This is a genomic window from Cupriavidus sp. 01L45 (assembly GCF_056399885.1).
In genome coordinates, this window is record NZ_JBFTSG010000045.1 from 21,712 (window position 1) to 38,832 (window position 17,121).

General features: G+C 60.8%; 11 protein-coding genes. 10 read left to right on the top strand and 1 reads right to left on the bottom strand.

The genetic code is table 11. The features are described 5' to 3' along the window. Positions 1–14: 14 nt before the first annotated feature. From AC1DT6_RS27345 to flgL, 4 genes are all read left to right on the top strand, one after another. A complete protein-coding gene (locus tag AC1DT6_RS27345) occupies positions 15–1,148 on the top strand; it encodes a flagellar basal body P-ring protein FlgI (RefSeq protein WP_441636797.1) in 1,134 nt (377 codons plus the stop codon). Positions 1,149–1,150: 2 nt separating this feature from the next. Then, positions 1,151–2,185, top strand: a complete 1,035-nt coding sequence (flgJ, locus tag AC1DT6_RS27350) for a flagellar assembly peptidoglycan hydrolase FlgJ (RefSeq protein ID WP_035874971.1) — start codon at positions 1,151–1,153, stop codon at positions 2,183–2,185. 239 nt (positions 2,186–2,424) lie between these two features. Beyond that, positions 2,425–4,341 (top strand): flagellar hook-associated protein FlgK, encoded by a 1,917-nt coding sequence (gene flgK / locus AC1DT6_RS27355; RefSeq protein WP_477102220.1) that lies wholly within the window; start codon positions 2,425–2,427, stop codon positions 4,339–4,341. A 36-nt stretch (positions 4,342–4,377) separates the two neighbouring features. Continuing rightward, a complete protein-coding gene (flgL, locus tag AC1DT6_RS27360) occupies positions 4,378–5,607 on the top strand; it encodes a flagellar hook-associated protein FlgL (protein ID WP_477102221.1) in 1,230 nt (409 codons plus the stop codon). 79 nt (positions 5,608–5,686) lie between these two features. Here the strand turns inward: flgL and fdhD are convergent, their stop codons facing one another. Continuing rightward, entirely contained in the window at positions 5,687–6,541 is an 855-nt protein-coding gene (gene fdhD, locus AC1DT6_RS27365; protein ID WP_441625031.1) for a formate dehydrogenase accessory sulfurtransferase FdhD, read from the bottom strand. Between the two features lie 375 nt (positions 6,542–6,916). On the opposite strand from fdhD, the gene AC1DT6_RS27370 reads away from it, so the two are divergent. The 6 genes from AC1DT6_RS27370 (at position 6,917) to AC1DT6_RS27395 (ending at position 17,120) form a co-directional block, all read left to right on the top strand. Beyond that, the gene (locus tag AC1DT6_RS27370; RefSeq protein ID WP_477115087.1) at positions 6,917–9,196 is read left to right on the top strand and encodes an FdhF/YdeP family oxidoreductase; all 2,280 of its coding nucleotides are present in this window, start codon (positions 6,917–6,919) and stop codon (positions 9,194–9,196) included. A gap of 477 nt (positions 9,197–9,673) precedes the next feature. Then, positions 9,674–10,618, top strand: coding sequence for a bestrophin family protein (locus AC1DT6_RS27375; protein WP_441625035.1), 945 nt, complete (start codon positions 9,674–9,676; stop codon positions 10,616–10,618). A 1,071-nt stretch (positions 10,619–11,689) separates the two neighbouring features. Beyond that, positions 11,690–14,002, top strand: coding sequence for an FdhF/YdeP family oxidoreductase (locus tag AC1DT6_RS27380; protein WP_441625037.1), 2,313 nt, complete (start codon positions 11,690–11,692; stop codon positions 14,000–14,002). A 122-nt stretch (positions 14,003–14,124) separates the two neighbouring features. Further along, a complete protein-coding gene (locus AC1DT6_RS27385) occupies positions 14,125–15,522 on the top strand; it encodes a cytochrome ubiquinol oxidase subunit I (RefSeq protein ID WP_477102223.1) in 1,398 nt (465 codons plus the stop codon). A gap of 47 nt (positions 15,523–15,569) precedes the next feature. Beyond that, positions 15,570–16,547, top strand: a complete 978-nt coding sequence (locus AC1DT6_RS27390; RefSeq protein ID WP_477102224.1) for a cytochrome d ubiquinol oxidase subunit II — start codon at positions 15,570–15,572, stop codon at positions 16,545–16,547. Between the two features lie 162 nt (positions 16,548–16,709). After that, positions 16,710–17,120 (top strand): phosphate-starvation-inducible protein PsiE, encoded by a 411-nt coding sequence (locus AC1DT6_RS27395; RefSeq protein ID WP_441625043.1) that lies wholly within the window; start codon positions 16,710–16,712, stop codon positions 17,118–17,120. Position 17,121: the final 1 nt, after the last annotated feature.

The following is a 17,121-nucleotide window of genomic DNA, read 5'->3' on the forward strand; positions in this document are numbered from 1 at the left end:
TCACCGACCGCGTCATGTTCCTGTCTTCGCTCCCTGCCTTGCGCTGCCGCTTTGTCCGCGCTCTCTTCCTTGCGCTGACGCTGGGCCTGCTCGCGAGCGCGGCGCACGCGGAACGGCTGAAGAATCTCGCCACCTTCCAGGGCGTGCGTGACAACCCGCTGGTGGGCTACGGCCTCGTGGTGGGACTGGATAACACCGGCGACCAGACCATGCAGACGCCGTTCACCACGCAGAGCTTGACCAATATGCTCTCGCAGCTGGGCATTACCCTGCCCGCCGGCAAGAACATGCAGCTCAAGAATGTGGCGGCGGTCATGGTCACGGCCACGCTGCCGCCGTTTGCGCAGCCGGGCAGCCAGCTCGACGTGGTGGTGTCCTCCATGGGCAATGCCAAGAGCCTGCGTGGCGGCACACTGCTGATGACGCCGCTCAAGGGCGCCGACGGCCAGGTCTACGCGATCGCGCAGGGCAATATGCTGGTGGGTGGCGCGGGCGCGTCGGCCAACGGCAGCAAGGTACAGGTCAACCAGCTGGCGGTGGGCCGGATCGCCAACGGCGGCATCGTCGAGCGCGCGGTGCCGGCGTTCCAGCCGGAAGGCGGCATCCTGAACCTGGAGCTGCGTGAAACCGATTACGGCACGGCCGAGCGTGTGGTCGAGGCGATCAATCGCTCGATGGGCGGCGGCGTAGCCAGTGCGCTGGACGGCCGGGTGGTGCAGGTGCGCACGCCCGCTGCGCCAGGCGCGCGCGTGGGCTTCATGGCCCGCATCGAGAATATCGACGTCACGCGGGCCAAGGCTGCCGCCAAGGTCATCCTCAATGCCCGTACCGGCTCGATCGTGATGAACCAGGCCGTCACCGTGGACGACTGCGCCGTGGCGCACGGCAATCTGTCGGTGGTGATCAATACCCAGCCGGTGATCAGCCAGCCGGCCCCGTTCAGCGGCGGGCAGACCGTGGTGGCGCCAGTGTCGCAGATCAACATGAAGCAGGAGGGCGGCGCGCTGCAGATGGTCAAGGCCGGCGCTTCCCTGGCCGCCGTGGTCAAGGGCCTGAACGCGCTCGGCGCGACCCCGGCCGACCTGCAGACCATCCTTGAGGCGATGCGCGCTGCCGGTGCGCTGCGCGCCGACCTCGAGATCATCTGACCATGTCCAGCAGCCGCCTGGCCGCCCAGGCCGATCTCTCGCAACGCTTCGCGCTCGACACGCAGGGCTTCGAAGGCCTCAAGCAGAATGCGCGCACGGGCGCCAGCCCCGAAACGCTGCGTACCGCCGCCCGGCAGTTCGAGGCGGTGTTCACGCAGATGGTGCTCAAGAGCATGCGCGATGCCACGCCGCAGGATGGCTTGTTCGACAACGAGCAGACCAAGCTGTACATGTCGATGATGGACCAGCAGCTGTCGCAGCAGATGTCCTCGCGCGGCATCGGCCTTGCCGATGTGATGGTGCGCCAGCTTGCGCGGGCCAGCGGCGCGGGCCTTCCGCCCGAGCTTGCCGGCGCCGCCGCGAAGCAGGCGGCCGTGCAGGCCGGCATGGACGACGCGGCTCCCGGCCTGGCGCGCGCGCTGGACATGCGCAACGGCGACGGCGCGGGGGATGCCGACAGGCCGCGCGTCGGCAGCGTGGTGGCCGGCACCAGCTGGAACCCCACGGCGGGCCTGCGCCAGTACCAGCCGCAGGAACCAGGCGCCTGGCAGGGCGGGGCCTCCGTGTTGCCGGAAGACACGCCCGCCCACATCAGCGCCTTCGTCTCGCGCATGGCCGGCCCCGCCCAGTCGGCGGCACGTGCCACCGGCGTGCCGGCGAAGCTGATCCTCGGCCAGGCGGCGCTCGAATCCGGCTGGGGCCGGCGCGAGATCGCGTACCCGGACGGCAGCACCACCTTCAATGTCTTCGGCATCAAGGCGGGCGCCAACTGGAAGGGCCAGGTCGCGGAAATCACCACCACCGAATACATCGACGGCCAGCCGCAAAAGGTGCGCGCGCGCTTCCGCGCCTACGCTTCGTATGACGAAGCCTTCGCCGACTACGGCCGCTTGCTGAGCAACAACCCACGCTACGCCGAGGTGCTGGCCGCGGCGACGCCGGACGACGCGGCGCGCGGCCTGCAGCGGGCCGGCTACGCCACCGATCCGGCTTATGGCGAGAAACTGGTGCGGATCATGCGAAAAGTGCCCGTCTGAGCGCCCGGAACAGGCTGACCGGACGCCGTGCCAGGCGGCTGGCGCGGCCACCGGAGAGCCAGGCGCAAATTCCCCGCGCCGCGCACTAAAGTCTCTTTGTACTTCTGCCGTTACTCACATCATTCACCGCCGTCGATGTCCGGCAGCGGCGACCCGGCATCGAAGGGCCAGCACAGGCGGCCACGGTGCGCGGATCGCCCGGTCAGGCGCGCGGCAGCCACCAGACGCGGGGTTAGAGCATGTCTCTCTTCAATATCGGACTTTCCGGCCTGAACACGGCGCAGAACGCGCTGACCACGGTTGGCCACAACGTCAGCAATGCGGCCACCACGGGCTATACGCGGCAGAACACCATCATTGCCTCCGCGGGCGGCCAGTACACCAGTTCGGGGTTCTATGGCCAGGGCTCCAACGCCACCTCGGTGGTCCGCGTCTATGACGAGTTCCTGACCGGCCAGCTGCGCGGCGCGGTGACCGCCAGCGCGCAACTCTCGACCTACTCTGCCCAGATCAGCCAGATCGACAACCTGCTGGCCGACCAGAAGGGCGGCCTGGCACCGCTGATGCAGAAGTTCTTCGCCGCGGTCCAGGGCGTATCGGACACGCCGGCGGATCCGGCCGCGCGCCAGAACATGCTCAACGCCGGGCAGTCGCTGGTGGGGCAGATGCGTGCCGCCAACTCCTACTTCCAGCAACTGCGCGATGGCGTCAACACCCAGCTGCAAAGTTCGGTGACCCAGGTCAATGCCTACTCCCAGCAGATCGCCAAGCTTAATGACCAGATCACGCGGGCCGTCGCTGCCGGCGGTGGCCAGCAGCCCAACGACCTGCTCGACCAGCGCGACCAGTTGGTCTCCGAACTGACCCAGATAGTCGGCGTCAAGGTCGTGCCGCAGGACAATACCTACAACGTCTTCATCGGCAACGGCCAGCCGCTGGTGATGGGCACCGCCTCCTACGACCTGAAGGCGGTGCAATCGTCCGCGGACCCCTCGCGTACCGCGATCGCCTACACGCAAGGCAACGGCAACGTCGTCGAGATGGACGACAGCACGCTCACCGGCGGCTCCGTCAGCGGCCTGCTCAAGTTCCGCAGCGAGACGCTGGACTCCGCGCAGAACGCCATCGGCCGGCTGTCGGTGACGCTGGCCCAGACCTTCAACGACCAGCACAAGCTCGGCGTGGACCTGACCGGCCAGGTTGGCGGCAACCTGTTCAAGCTGGGCTCGCCGTCGGTACTGCCAAAGAGCACCAATGCCGGCAACTCGCTGGTAACGGCCACCATCAGCGATACGTCGCAGCTGACCACCAGCGACTACACCCTGAGCTACGACGGCACCAACTACAACCTGGTGCGCATGTCGGACAATAAGACCGTTAGCCAGCCGGGCGCCGCCGCCACCTATCCGCTGACACTCTCGCTCGATGGCGTGGACGTGCAGATCCCGACGGCGATGTCGGCCAACGACAGCTACCAGATCCAGCCGACCCGCAACATTGCTTCGGCGATGGACATGGCAATCAAGGATCCGGCCAAGATCGCGGCCGCGAAGGCCCCGCTGACTGGCAGCGCAGGCGCCGCAAACACCGGTACGGGTACCGCGAAGGTCACCAACGTCGCACCGGGCGCCAGTAAGCCGCTCACCGCGATCACGGCCACCTACGACGGAGCCACCGCCAAATACATCTTTACCGACCCGACCGGCGCCGCGGTGCCGTCGACTGGCCCGACTCCGAACGGCAGCGCCCAGGACTACGTGATCAACGGCATCACCGTAAGCTTCAGCGGCACGCCGGCGAACAACGACAAGATTACGCTGACACCCAACGCCAGCGGCGCCTCCGACAACGGGAACGCGCTGGTGCTGGCCAAGCTGCAGAGCGCCAAGACCATCGGCGGCGTGTCGAGCTACAACGACGCCTATGCGCAGCTCGTCAACGACGTTGGCAGCCGCGCCAAATCGATCCAGATCGCGTCGACCTCGCAAGACAGCGTCACCACTCAAGTGACGACGGCGCAACAAGGTGTGTCCGGCGTGAACATGGATGAGGAAACGGTCTCCATGCTGCGCTTCCAGCAGCTCTACCAAGCCAACGCCAAGGTTATCCAGACTGCCACTACCCTGTTCGACACCATCATCGGCATCGGCCGCTGAGCGCCCTGACGAATCGGACCCCGAAAAGGAACAGACATGCGCATCGCAAGCTCCACGCTCTATCAACTCGGCCTGGCCTCGATGAACAGCCAGCAGGGTTCCCTGCTGCATGTGCAGCAGCAGCTCGGCACCGGCCGCCGCATCCTCTCGCCGTCGGACGACCCGGTGGGTGCAACCCGGGCGCTGGTGGTAGCGCAATCCAGCGCGGTTAACGACCAGTACGCTACGTCGCGCAAGCAAGCCAACAGCAATCTCGCGATGGAAGACAGTACGCTCAAGAGCGTGACTACCGCGATCCAGAATATCCAGACGCTGGTGGTACAGGCCGGTGACGGCACCATAAGCGATGCCGATCGCGCCTCCGTCGCCTCGCAGCTTGAAGCCAACTACAACCAGTTGATCGGGCTGGCCAACAGCGATGACGGCAACGGGAATTTCCTGTTCGCTGGCTTCCAGTCGCAGTCGCCGCCGTTCAGCAAGGACAGTGCCGGCGCCGTGCAGTACAGCGGCGATAGCGGTCAGCAGTTGCTGCAGGTCGACGTGGCACGTCAGCTGGCGACCGGCGACAACGGCCGCGACATCTTCCTGAGCGTGCAGAACACGGCCACCTATGTTGCCTCGGCTAACAGCGGCAACACGGGCACGGCAACCTACAGTGCAGTCACGGTGTCGGACCCGACCAACGCACTGTATGGGCACAGTATCTCGATCAACTTCGGCACAGATCCGGCCACCGGCGTTTTGCAGTATCAGCTGAAGGACGAAAGCGCTGTTCCGCCTGCGGCAATCGGCGTGCCAGTGACCTACACGGATGGCGCCGGCATCCAGGTGGCGGGCCTCTCGCTGTCGGTCAAGGGTACGCCGGTCGCTGGCGATCGCATGGACCTGCAACCTGCGCAGCTTGCCGGCACCGATATTTTCAGCAACGTCAAGGATGTCATCAACGCGCTGAAGAAGCCCCTCTCGACCGATGCCGATCATGCGGCACTGGCCAATGTGCTGGCCACCGCCAATCGCAAGATGAGCAATTCGCTGGACAACGTCAGCACGGTCCAGACCAGCGTTGGGGCGCGGATGCAGGAGCTGGACGCGCTCGATACGATTGGCTCGAACCGTAGCCTCAATTACAGCCAGACACTTTCCGGACTGCAGGATCTGGATTACTACTCGGCTATTACTGAGTATTACCAGCGTCAGACTTCGCTGCAGGCGGCGCAGCAATCGTTTATGCAGATCCAGGGGATGAATCTGTTTAAATTTCTGTGATTGGTGGTAGGCGTGCGGCGTGCCGTTGTTGTGTGAGGCGGAAACAAAGTTTGGGGCGGGTTGATTTACAGCTGGACAGTCAGCGTACCTGCGGGATACGCAGCCGTTCCGGATGCGTGTAGACGACCAGGCTGCCAGTCCGCACAAAGCCGGCCAGCGTTATCGCAGCGGAGTCTGCCAGCCGCACGGCGAGTACCGTTGGACCGGATACCGCGGCAAGGATCCCCGCACCGATCGATGCCGTCTTGAGCACCATCTCGTAGCTGGCCCGGCTGGTGATAATCACCGCGCCGCGCTTGGTATCCTCGTTGGTACTCGCAAGCGCGCCGGCAAGCTTGTCGAGCGCGTTGTGACGACCCACGTCTTCGCGCACAAAGGCCAATGCGCCATCCGCACGCAGCCACGCCGCCGCGTGCGTCGCCCCGGTATCGCGCAGCAGTGCCTGGCGCTTGACCAGGGCGGCAAACGCCGCATCGAAGACAGTCGGATCGAAGATGGCATGGCTATGCACCGGCTGCGGCACGCGCATGATCTCGCCCAGTGACTCGATGCCGCACAGGCCGCATCCGGTACGACCCGCCAGCGCGCGGCGCCGGGTCTTTAGCCTGGCGAAGGCGGCGGTGGCGATCTCCAACTTGACAGTCACGCCGTTCGCACCGGCTTCCACGTCGATGCCATAGATCTGGCTCGCGCTGTCGACAATGCCTTCGCTGAGGCTGAAGCCGATGGCAAAGTCATCGAGATCGGCTGGTGTAGCCAGCATGACCGCATGAGAGATGCCGTTGTACTCGAGCGCGACCGGCAATTCCTCGGCCAAACGGTCTTCCTCGGCCGTCACGGTGCCGTGACGCCAGCGTCTGACTGCGAACGAGCGCTGCGTCGGCACATCTTCAATGCCTGCGCCGCTGTCTTCCACTGGCACATCGCGCCTCATCGGATCTCCGCTGGTGGCCTCAATGCGTTTCCATCCCGGCCGCGGCTATGGACAGCCCGATCAACTCCACGACTAGTCCCATGCCAGCCCAGAATGCGACTAACCATAACAGCTTTGTACGCTGATAAGGTCTTCGATATGCGGGTATACGCCAGGCAAGAGTAGACGTTACGATTTGCATGTCTCGGATGGCTCATATTGAAAATTGAGAACGCGTGTAAGGTTTCAGTCATGCGCTTGACGGCGGCGCCATTTGTAACTGGCACTTGCCGAGCAGGAAGCCGAGGCTATTGTTAGGAAAAGCTCGCCTGGCGGCGACCCTGCGGCAACAACTGCCCCAGGCAGTCTGAGGCGAATGGGCTTCATGGAGCAATCATGGCTACGCGACGGGAAGTGCCCGGCATCAGGCCCTACGACGGGCCCGCTGGCGGCTGGGGCGCGCTTCGTGCGACGACCCAGGCGATCCGCCTGCAAATGGAAACGGTCAAGGCGCCGCTCACACTGATGCGGACCAACCAGCCCGACGGGTTCGATTGCCCCGGGTGCGCGTGGCCCGACAAGGAGCATAAGTCGACGTTCCAGTTCTGCGAGAACGGTGCCAAGGCCGTGACTTGGGAGGCCACGACGAAACGGGTGCGGCCGGATTTTTTCGCGAGCAACACGGTGTCGTCGCTGCTGCAGCGATCCGATTTCGAGTTGGAGGATATGGGTCGCCTGACGCATCCGCTTGTGTATGACCGTTCCACTGACACGTTCCGCGCGGTCGAATGGGGCGATGCGTTTGCCCGGATCGGCGAAATCCTGCAGGCGTTGTCGCCCGACAAGGTGGAGTTCTACACGTCCGGCAGGGCCTCGAACGAGGCTGCTTACCTGTTCCAGCTGTTCGCGCGGGAGTATGGGACGAACAATTTCCCGGATTGTTCGAACATGTGCCACGAACCAACCAGCGTTGGCTTGCCACAGTCGATCGGTATCGGCAAGGGCACCGTGTCATTGGAGGACTTTGACAGCTGTGAGCTGATTATCTCCATCGGCCACAATCCCGGGACCAATCACCCTCGAATGATGGGTACGCTTCATGAAGCGGCCCGGCGAAATGTCCCAATAGTGGTATTCAATCCACTCAGGGAGCGTGCGCTCGAGCGGTTTGCGGATCCCCAGAACTGGTTGGAAATGGCGACATACGGGTCGACCAGGATTGCGTCAACCTATTATCAGGTTGACGCTGGCGGCGACGCTGCCGCGCTCAAGGGCATAATGAAGGTGCTCCTGGATATGGATGCTCAAAATGGGGATGTCCTGGATCGCGATTTTATCGCGGTGCATACAGAAGGTTTCGACGCATTTGCCGCCGACCTGGCTGCGACCTCGTGGGRGGATATCGAGAAGGCAAGCGGACTGACCCGCGCGGATCTTGAGCAAGTCGCAGATCTCTATGCGAAATCGAATGCCACGATTGTCACTTATGGCATGGGTGTGACGCAGCACAGTAAAGGCACCGCCAACGTCCGCCTGATTGCTGATTTGTTGTTCCTGCGTGGAAATTTTGGCAAGCCCGGTGCGGGCATTTGCCCATTGCGCGGCCATTCCAACGTGCAGGGGAACCGCACGGTCGGCATCACCGAGAAGCCGTCGGCCGACTTCCTTCAGCGCATCGAAAACACCGTCGGCTTCAAGCCGCCCACCGGGCACGGACACGATGCCGTGAAGGCGATGCAGGCGATGATTGATGGTTCGTCCAAGGCACTGATCTGCCTGGGCGGGAACTTCGCAGTCGCACTGCCCGATTCCGGGCAATCCTTCCCCGCGATGGCGAAGCTCGATCTGAGCGTGCACATCGGCACCAAGCTGAATCGCTCGCACCTGCTGGTGGCCAAGGAAACGTACGTGCTGCCGTGCCTGGGCCGCACGGAGCTTGACGTGCAGGCTGGCGGGCCACAATCGGTGACGGTCGAGGACTCGATGTCCATGGTCCATGCCTCGGCCGGCAAGCTCACGCCGGCCTCTGAATTCTTGCGTTCCGAGCCGTCGATCGTCGCGGGAATGGCTACCGCGACCTTGCCTGACAGCAAGGTGCCGTGGTCGGACCTGGTTGCCGAGTATGACAAGATCCGCGATCTGATTGAAAAGACAGTGCCGGGATTCGATGATTTCAATGCACGCATCCGCGTCCCCGGCGGATTCCGCCTGCCACTTCCGCCGACCGAACGCAAGTGGACTACGCCATCGGGCAAGGCGGTTTTCTCCGTATATGGCGGCGTGAAGGAAGACGCCGACGTCCTGGGCGGCGAGAATGTTCTGCGTCTCATGACGATCCGCAGTCACGATCAGTACAACACCACCATCTATGCACTGGATGATCGCTATCGAGGCGTATTCGGTCGACGCGATGTGCTATTCATGCACGAAGCCGACATGGCCGCACGAGGCTTGGAACATGGGGACCTGGTGGATATCGAGACCATCGTAACTGGCAGACAGCTAAGTCTAAAAAGGATCACTGCCATCGCCTATGCAAACATCGCACGGGGCTCGGTGGCGGCGTATTACCCCGAAGCGAACGTGCTAGTGCCTCTGGACTACATTGACAAGGAAAGCGGTACGCCCTCGTACAAGAGTATTCCTGTCCGTGTGTTGCGTTCGGAAGTGACATAGCGGAGGGGGCGGGCATGACTTGGCTTGGTGGGGACACCCGCCTCGAATGATATTTGGGCGGGGGTAATACCGGCGTTTTCACATCTCGACTTAGACCCGTCCGCCTGTCGAGGCACCATGGCGTCGATCCAGATGGGGGGGGGCTGGCGAGAAGTAGGGAAGTAGCACGTCAAACGAATCGACGCAAACGTAGTGCTAGCCCCGTCCCTCAGCCCCTTCGCGCTTTGTGCCACTCGCTTCGCGGACGATCCAGGCTTCAGGTTTGCCAGCATTGCGGCGATGAGCACGGAAGCACGTTCTGTTCCGGTGCCGAGCCAACCGGGAGGCTCGGAACTTGGAGTTACGACCATCGGCAGTTGCTGCGCCACCAGGTAGCTGGATTTCCGGCGACTCGGTGTGTGTGTGTGCCTGACCCGACGGGTCTGCAAAACCCGTATGTGGTTCGAGCGGAAATAGGTTCCTGGGCAAGAGAAAATCATGATCGTGCGGCCAAAGCGAAACTGGTTCAGCATGCTGTTTGCGTGGAGCGGGTCAGTATTGCAGACCATCATTCCGCAACTTCTCCTCCTGGCTTTTGTCAGCGGCTTTGCTGTCCTGACCCATGGGCGAATATTGGGTGAAAAGATTCCGCTCAATACGGCTCCCTTTACACTCTTTGGCGTCGCGCTGACCATCTTTCTGGCGTTCAGAAACAATGCTAGCTATGAGCGCTTCAAGGAAGCCCGTCACCTTTGGGGAAGCGTGCTCATCGCCTCGCGTTCGCTTACGTCGCAAATACTGTGCTACTTGCCCGCGGACGGCAGCGAGGATCGTATCCGGCTGGTAAATCGTCTTATCGCCTTTGTCTATTCGCTAAAGCATGATCTGCGCGAGACGGATCCGACGCAGGATCTCGTGCGCCTTCTCGGGGAAGACGCTATGCAGAGGCTGCGTGCGAAGTGCTACGGGCCTACGGCAATTCTTAACGAGATACGCTATAACCTCGCAGAGCTGCAGATGCGTGAGCTGGTCTCGGAAGCCAAGCTCTGGATGCTCGATGCCCAGCTTAATGAGTTGGGGAAAACCGTTGGTGGCTGTGAGCGCATAGCATCCACACCGATTCCGTTTGCGTACGGGGTCTTGCTTCACCGTACCGCATACGCGTACTGCGTGATGCTCCCTTTCGGTCATGTCGATTCGACGGAGCTGTTTACCCCGATTATCTGCGTCTTCGTCGCCTACACCTTGATCGCGCTTGAGGCGATTGCCGATGAGATTTCCGAGCCGTTCAGTATGGCCCCCAACGCGCTGGCGCTGGACGCGATCTCGCGCAATATCGAGCGCTCGGTGACCGATACTGATGCTTCAGCAGTCAGCATCAGGAACGTGAAGCGTTCGGCGCAATGGCCATTAATCAGATATTCCCCGGAGCACCTCCGTTAAAGTCTTCAACTCATCGCTTGAAAATAGCTGGTTCATTGTTATCCAAGGGAATTGCATCCCGCTTCTCGAATCAATGAATGCGATGAGAGCGAGGTCCTTGTCCAGCAGGCATCGAAATATCCTGAATCCCAGCGTTGCATGCGTGATTAGATACTCGGCGCCGTGCCGGAGCGAAAACCCGACCTTCCCTTGCTGAAAGCGGGCGATAGGAGACTGCAAGCCATCGGTTACCCGTTCCGTGAGATGCTCCTCGAGCCAGTCATCGTACCCGAGGTCGGTTTCTCCGCTTGAGGTCTCGCTAAGCCATTGGTCAACACGATTTACGGAGTTTTGGCGAGTTGGCGACGAAATATCGATACTATCCGATTCAATTTTCAATTTTCGGCGCAGATTTCTACTGAGTTGGATTCATTACGAGCGGATCTTGGCGGAAGCCCACTAATCCTTCCGTATAAGAATCACGACCACCCAATCTGGCAGTTTGGCCAGCTCGCAATGTAAGTGCATAAAAAGCATTTTTTCCGCGTCTCCGCTGGGGAGGTGGATAAAAGCTCATTTGTGGCGGGAGAGCCTCTCCGCGAGTCGCTTCCAGTGCCAGTGCCTATACACCTCAAGGAAGTGCTGCGGAATTCCTCCGGATTGGAAGCGCCGAGGCGCCTCCACGGATGCGCCGCGTCTGGTATGAAGCCTAGCGGCCGGCGCCGCCCGGGATAAGTACAGTTCGCCAGGTTGCGGCCAAGCACAGTGTGCTGCCCGCCCGGGCACGCCGAATGGCGCTGCCAGTCTCGGCACTCATCCTGAACAGGGCCTCGCGGCAGACATTCCATCCGGATGCCATCTTCCGACAATCCGTCACGCCATGCTCGCCGGTTTCGAGGCGTCGGCCCGGTCGCGTCCGCGATGCAGTCGGCCTACCTGCAGGGCGTGAAAACTGTACTCCCCATCTTGCTCAGAATTTGTGTGCTCCTCGGTTAGCGCGCTCCATCTACTCTTCGCCTACAGATTGCTTCTACTCGCACAGCCCCGATCCCCGGTTGCGGTGCAGCGCCCATCCACATAGGAACCATCGCTATGGACGAGTCTAAAACTCAAGGAAGAATTGAACCATATACCCATCCTGCCGCTGGTTGGGGGGCACTAAAGTATGTCGCCATCAATCTTCTAAAAGAGAGGGTAGCGGGAGGAAAGTATCGGACGCTATTCAAGCAGAATCAGCCGGATGGCTTCGACTGCCCCGGCTGCGCGTGGCCGGACCGGGAGCATGCCTCCACCTTTGAGTTCTGCGAAAACGGTGTGAAGGCGGTCGCTGCCGAAGCCACAAGCAAGCGCGTCACGCCCGATTTCCTGGCCCAGCACACAGTTGCGGAACTGCTGAAACAGTCAGATTTTGAACTGGAGCAGCATGGCAGGTTGACGGACCCGGTGGTCTACGATTCAAAGACTGACAAATACAAGCCGATTGCCTGGGGCGATGCGTTCGCGCTTATCGCCAAACACTTGAATCGGCTTGATGACCCGAATCGTGCAACCTTCTATACGTCGGGTCGGGCCAGCAATGAAGCCGCGTTCCTGTATCAGCTTTTCGTGCGCGCCTACGGGACAAATAACTTCCCCGACTGCTCCAACATGTGCCACGAGGCCACCAGCCGGGGCCTGCCAGGTACGGTCGGGATCGGCAAAGCGACGGTGACGCTTGATGATTTTGAGCACTGCGACACGATCATCGTGTTTGGCCAGAACCCGGCGACCAATCATCCGCGCATGCTCGGCGAACTTCGCGAAGCCGCCAAGCGAGGCGTGACACTCGTATCGGTAAACCCGCTCCGAGAACGCGGACTCGAGCGCTTCACCAGCCCTCAGCATCCCCTGGAGATGCTGACGCTGTCGAGTACGCAGATCTGCTCGACATTCATTCGCCCAACGCTTAGCGGCGACTTCGCACTGCTGAAGGGCGTAGCGAAGCGCGTGGTGGAACTGGATGACGAAGCGCTCGCGAACGGGAAACCACGAGTGCTCGATGTGGACTTCATCAAGGCACATACCTCCGGTTTCAAGCAGTTCGCCGAAGATTTGAGAGCGGAAAGCTGGGCGCTTATCGTCAAGGAGTCCGGCGTACCCTATGAAGAAGTCGATGCACTCGCCAAAATCTATTGCAAGGGTGAGCGTGTCATCGTGACCTGGGGCATGGGCTTGACGCAGCACAAGAACTCCGTCGCCACAATTCACATGCTGTCCAATCTGATGATGATGCGGGGAAACATCGGGCGGGAGGGGGCGGGACTGCTGCCCGTTCGCGGACACTCGAATGTCCAGGGTGACCGGACGATGGGCATCGAAGAGCAGCCTGAGCCAGCATTCCTGGACCGGCTCAAGGAAGTGTTTGGCTTCGAACCGCCTCGCCATCACGGCATGGATGTGGTTGCGACCGTCGACGGCATGCTTGATGGCACGGTTAAGGTCTTTATCGGCCTGGGCGGCAATTTCGCGATGGCAACGCCAGATACGCCTCGCACCTGGGAAGGGCTTCGCGCGTGCGACCTGACGGTGCAAATTGCCACGAAGCTGAATCGCAGCCATCTCATTCATGGCAGGGATGCCCTGATCCTTCCGACCCTGGGGCGCACAGAAATCGACATGCAAGCCGGAGTCGCCCAGGGTGTGACCGTGGAAGACTCGGTCTGCATGGTCCATATCTCGTATGGCATCAACGAGCCGGCCTCGCCCAACCTGATGTCAGAGACCGCTATTGTGGCGAGAATCGCTGAGGCCACCCTCGGCGGCAGCAAAATTGAATGGCTCTGGTATGCCGAAGATTACGCCCGCATCCGGGACGCTATCGAGAAAGTCGTTGAAGGCTTCCATGATTACAACGCCCGTATCGCCGAACCGGGTGGCTTCCACCTCCGGGTTGCGTCTCGCGAGCGTGTCTGGAAGACGCCAAGCGGCACGGCGCAATTCGTAGTCCATGAAATCGAACAGGACACACCGATTCACCGGGCCCGCGCGAAGTACGGCGAGAAATTGATGGTTCTGATGACCACGCGCTCGCACGACCAGTACAACACCACCATCTACGGCCTCGACGACCGTTACCGCGGCGTCTTCGGCCAGCGTCGCGTGATTTTCGCGAATCGGGCGGACATTGACATGCTCGGCTTTGCGCCCGGCGAATTTGTCGACCTGATTGGCGTCTGGGATGACGGCATCTCGCGGCGCGCCGACCGGTTCCTCCTGGTTGAATACGACATTCCGCGCGGTTGCATGGGCGCTTACTACCCGGAAACCAATCCATTGGTTCCGCTTGACAGCTTTGCCGACGTAGCGCGTACCCCTACTTCGAAGTCGATACCGATTCTTCTCGAGCGCTCGGCTCCTGACGCCTAGCGGGGCGCCGGCGGCATCGAGAGTTGGCCACTCCCTTTCGAGGGGTCCGCCGACTCGCCTCGCGCCCGGGGGTTACTCAATCAGGTCGGAAGGTTATTTTTCATTTGAGCGGAGGCACCAAAATGCCAGTTAGTGATGTCCTGAATTTATCAAGGGCCCAGTTTGCCATGACGGCAATCTTCCACATACTGTGGCCGATCTTAACCATTAGCCTTTCAGCATTTCTTCTCGTCGTCGAGACGCTTTGGATCAAGACTGGCAACGTGGCGTATTACCGGCATGCACGGTTCTGGAGCAAGCTGCTGGTGCTGAACTTCGCAGTGGGTGTCGTGAGCGGGATTCCCATGGAGTTTCAGTTCGGGACAAACTGGGCGCCGTTCTCGCAGCATTCCGGGCAGTTCCTGGGGAACATCCTGGGGTTTGAGGGCGCCATGGCCTTCATGCTGGAGGCTGGGTTCGTCGGAGTGATGATGTTCGGGTGGGACCGTGTATCTCGCGGAACGCATCTGTTTGCGACCGGCATGGTCGCATTTGGCTCCACCCTCTCGGCTTTCTGGATCATGGTTGCCAACTCCTGGATGCAGACGCCGGCCGGTGTGACTGTGGTCGATGGAAAGGTTGTGGTTGCCGACTATCTGCGCGCGATCTTCAACCCGGACATGATCTGGGGCGTCACGCACATGTGGGTGGCCGCAATCGAGACCGGCCTGTTTGTGGTCGCCGGCATCTCCGCTTACTACTTGCTAAAGCGCCGGAATCCTGAGTTCTTTGCCCGCTCCTTCAAGCTCGCGCTATGGATCCTGGTGTTCGTTGCCCCGCTGCAGGTTTGGCTGGGCGACTCGAGCGGTGTCGACGTGTTCGAGACGCAACCTGCCAAGGGCGCGGCAATCGAAGGCCACTGGCACACGAATCCGTCGGGACAGGGCGCATCATGGTCACTATTGGCATGGCCGAATCAGGCCAAGCAGGAAAACGATTGGTCCATTGAAGTACCCGGCATGCTGAGTATCCTTGGCACCCATAGCCTGACGGGCAAGGTGACAGGCCTCGCCGATATCGCCCGCGAAGACCAACCCACCATGCTGCCGCTGCTTTACTACGCCTTCCGTGTGATGGCGGGAATCGGCTTCCTCTTTGTGGTACTGGCGTTCTGGACGGCATACGTTTTCCGCAAGACCCGAGGCAGGCTGAGCGCACTGCTTGAGAACCGGATGCTGCTGCTTGCCTGGGTGTTGTGCATTCCTCTGCCCTATATCGCGGTGGAGTGCGGGTGGATCGTCCGCGAAGTGGGTCGTCAACCCTGGATTGTCTACGGACTACTGAGGACCCGGGATGCGGTTTCGGCGGTTCCCGCAAGTGCAGTGTCAGGGAGCATGTTCATGTTCGCCGCATTCTATGTAGTGCTGTTCATTTCCTTCTTTGTCTTTGCGAAGAAGTGGCTGAAGAAGGGGCCGGATCTCACACTCATGCCGCCGGTAGAGCAGGTTCGTGCCGTCCCCGCCGCGCATTCTGGCTATTGATATGGCTTTGAAAGCAGGAAGCTGAAATCTTTACATAGAGGGAAAAAATGAATTCGTCTCCAACCTCCATGCTTACCATTGCGTGGTTCGGTCTTATTGGTTTATTTCTGATATTTTATGTCATTACCGATGGATTCGATCTCGGTGTCGGCATACTGAGTCTTTTCACGAAAAAGGAAGAGCACCGCGACTCCATTTTCGCTTCGATTGCCCACGTCTGGGATGCGAATGAAACGTGGTTGGTCGCACTCGGCGGTGCCCTCTTCGGGGCATTTCCAGGCGCATACGCGATGCTGCTGCAAAGCTTGTACGTGCCAATCATGGTGTTGATCGCGAGTCTCATTCTGCGCGGTGCGGCGATCGAATTTCGGCACGCGGCGCACCGCAAGCGCGGCTGGGACCTCATTTTTGGCATCGGCAGTTTGCTGGCGGCAGTTACCCAGGGTGTCATTCTCGGCAAGGTGATTACAGGCCTTGCACCCGGGATCGGTAGCGAGGGCTTCACCGTGGTTGCTGCTGTGGGCGTAACAGCAGGTTATGCGCTCCTTGGCGCAACGTACCTGGTCAAGAAGGTAAGTGGTCAGCTTGAGCAGATTGCCCGCCGCTACACCGTCATCAGCATGCTCCTCACAGCTGCCTCTGCCATCCTGTTGTCCGCCGGCACCATGCTGTTTAGCCCGATTGTCCAAGCGCGCTGGGCGCAACCTGGCGTATTTCATGTCCTTGTTGCACTGGCTACGCTTGCGATCCTGTCGTTTGTCTACATCGCTTATGCTCTGCGCGTAGGCAGTGTCCGGGGACCTTTCCGGGCATCGGTGCTGATTTTCATCGTTTCGTTCGCGGGCCTGGCGATCAGCCTGTTCCCGAGCCTTATCCCCGGCCAGCTCACCATCACGGCAGCAGCGTCGGAGAATCCCACGTTGGTGTTCATGCTGTTGGGGATTGGTACCGTCCTGCCCATCATGATTGGATACAACCTTTACCAGTACCACGTCTTCCGTGGGAAGGTCGTTGCCCACCACTAGCCCGGCGGAACCGGCATCAAGCCGCATGGCATGGCGCCATGCGGCTTCTGCCGCCAGAAAAGGGTGGCCGTAGAAGACCCCCTGTCGCTTGATTTCAACGTAAATCGGCTGGTTTGTGCAAATTAAAGGATGAGGATGGTGGAAGAGCGAAGGGATTCGTTGATGATTGTTCGAAATCGATTCGAAGGATTCATTGGTGTCGGGGAGCTGGTCGGCTTGATTCTGATCGGATTGGCCACAAGCTTCGCAATGGGGCATGAGGCGTGGAAGGTTGTGGAAATTGGGCAGGTAACGCTGACGGATCTGCTCCTTATGTTTCTCTATCTCGAGGTTCTGGCCATGGTGGCAAGATACCTGAAACTAGGGCAACTCCCGGTCCGCTTTCCGCTCTATATCGCCATGGTTTCGCTGGCCAGAGACCTGATACTCCGCTATAACGAGGCGACCGAGTTGCATCTGCTCGCATCCAGTCTGGGAATCGTATTGCTTGCCCTGGGTGTGCTCATCCTGCGCTTTGGCCAATCCAAGTACCCGAGTAGCGACGACACGGGACCGGAGGAGCCGATACGATAGA

Coding starts and splice junctions, on each gene's coding strand:
- fdhD (WP_441625031.1), bottom strand. CDS start 6,541: ATGAGGCGCGATGTGCCAGTGGAAGACAGCGGCGCAGGCATTGAAGAT.
- AC1DT6_RS27345 (WP_441636797.1), top strand. CDS start 15: ATGTTCCTGTCTTCGCTCCCTGCCTTGCGCTGCCGCTTTGTCCGCGCT.
- AC1DT6_RS27380 (WP_441625037.1), top strand. CDS start 11,690: ATGGACGAGTCTAAAACTCAAGGAAGAATTGAACCATATACCCATCCT.
- flgJ (WP_035874971.1), top strand. CDS start 1,151: ATGTCCAGCAGCCGCCTGGCCGCCCAGGCCGATCTCTCGCAACGCTTC.
- AC1DT6_RS27385 (WP_477102223.1), top strand. CDS start 14,125: ATGCCAGTTAGTGATGTCCTGAATTTATCAAGGGCCCAGTTTGCCATG.
- AC1DT6_RS27375 (WP_441625035.1), top strand. CDS start 9,674: ATGATCGTGCGGCCAAAGCGAAACTGGTTCAGCATGCTGTTTGCGTGG.
- flgL (WP_477102221.1), top strand. CDS start 4,378: ATGCGCATCGCAAGCTCCACGCTCTATCAACTCGGCCTGGCCTCGATG.
- AC1DT6_RS27395 (WP_441625043.1), top strand. CDS start 16,710: ATGATTGTTCGAAATCGATTCGAAGGATTCATTGGTGTCGGGGAGCTG.
- AC1DT6_RS27390 (WP_477102224.1), top strand. CDS start 15,570: ATGAATTCGTCTCCAACCTCCATGCTTACCATTGCGTGGTTCGGTCTT.
- flgK (WP_477102220.1), top strand. CDS start 2,425: ATGTCTCTCTTCAATATCGGACTTTCCGGCCTGAACACGGCGCAGAAC.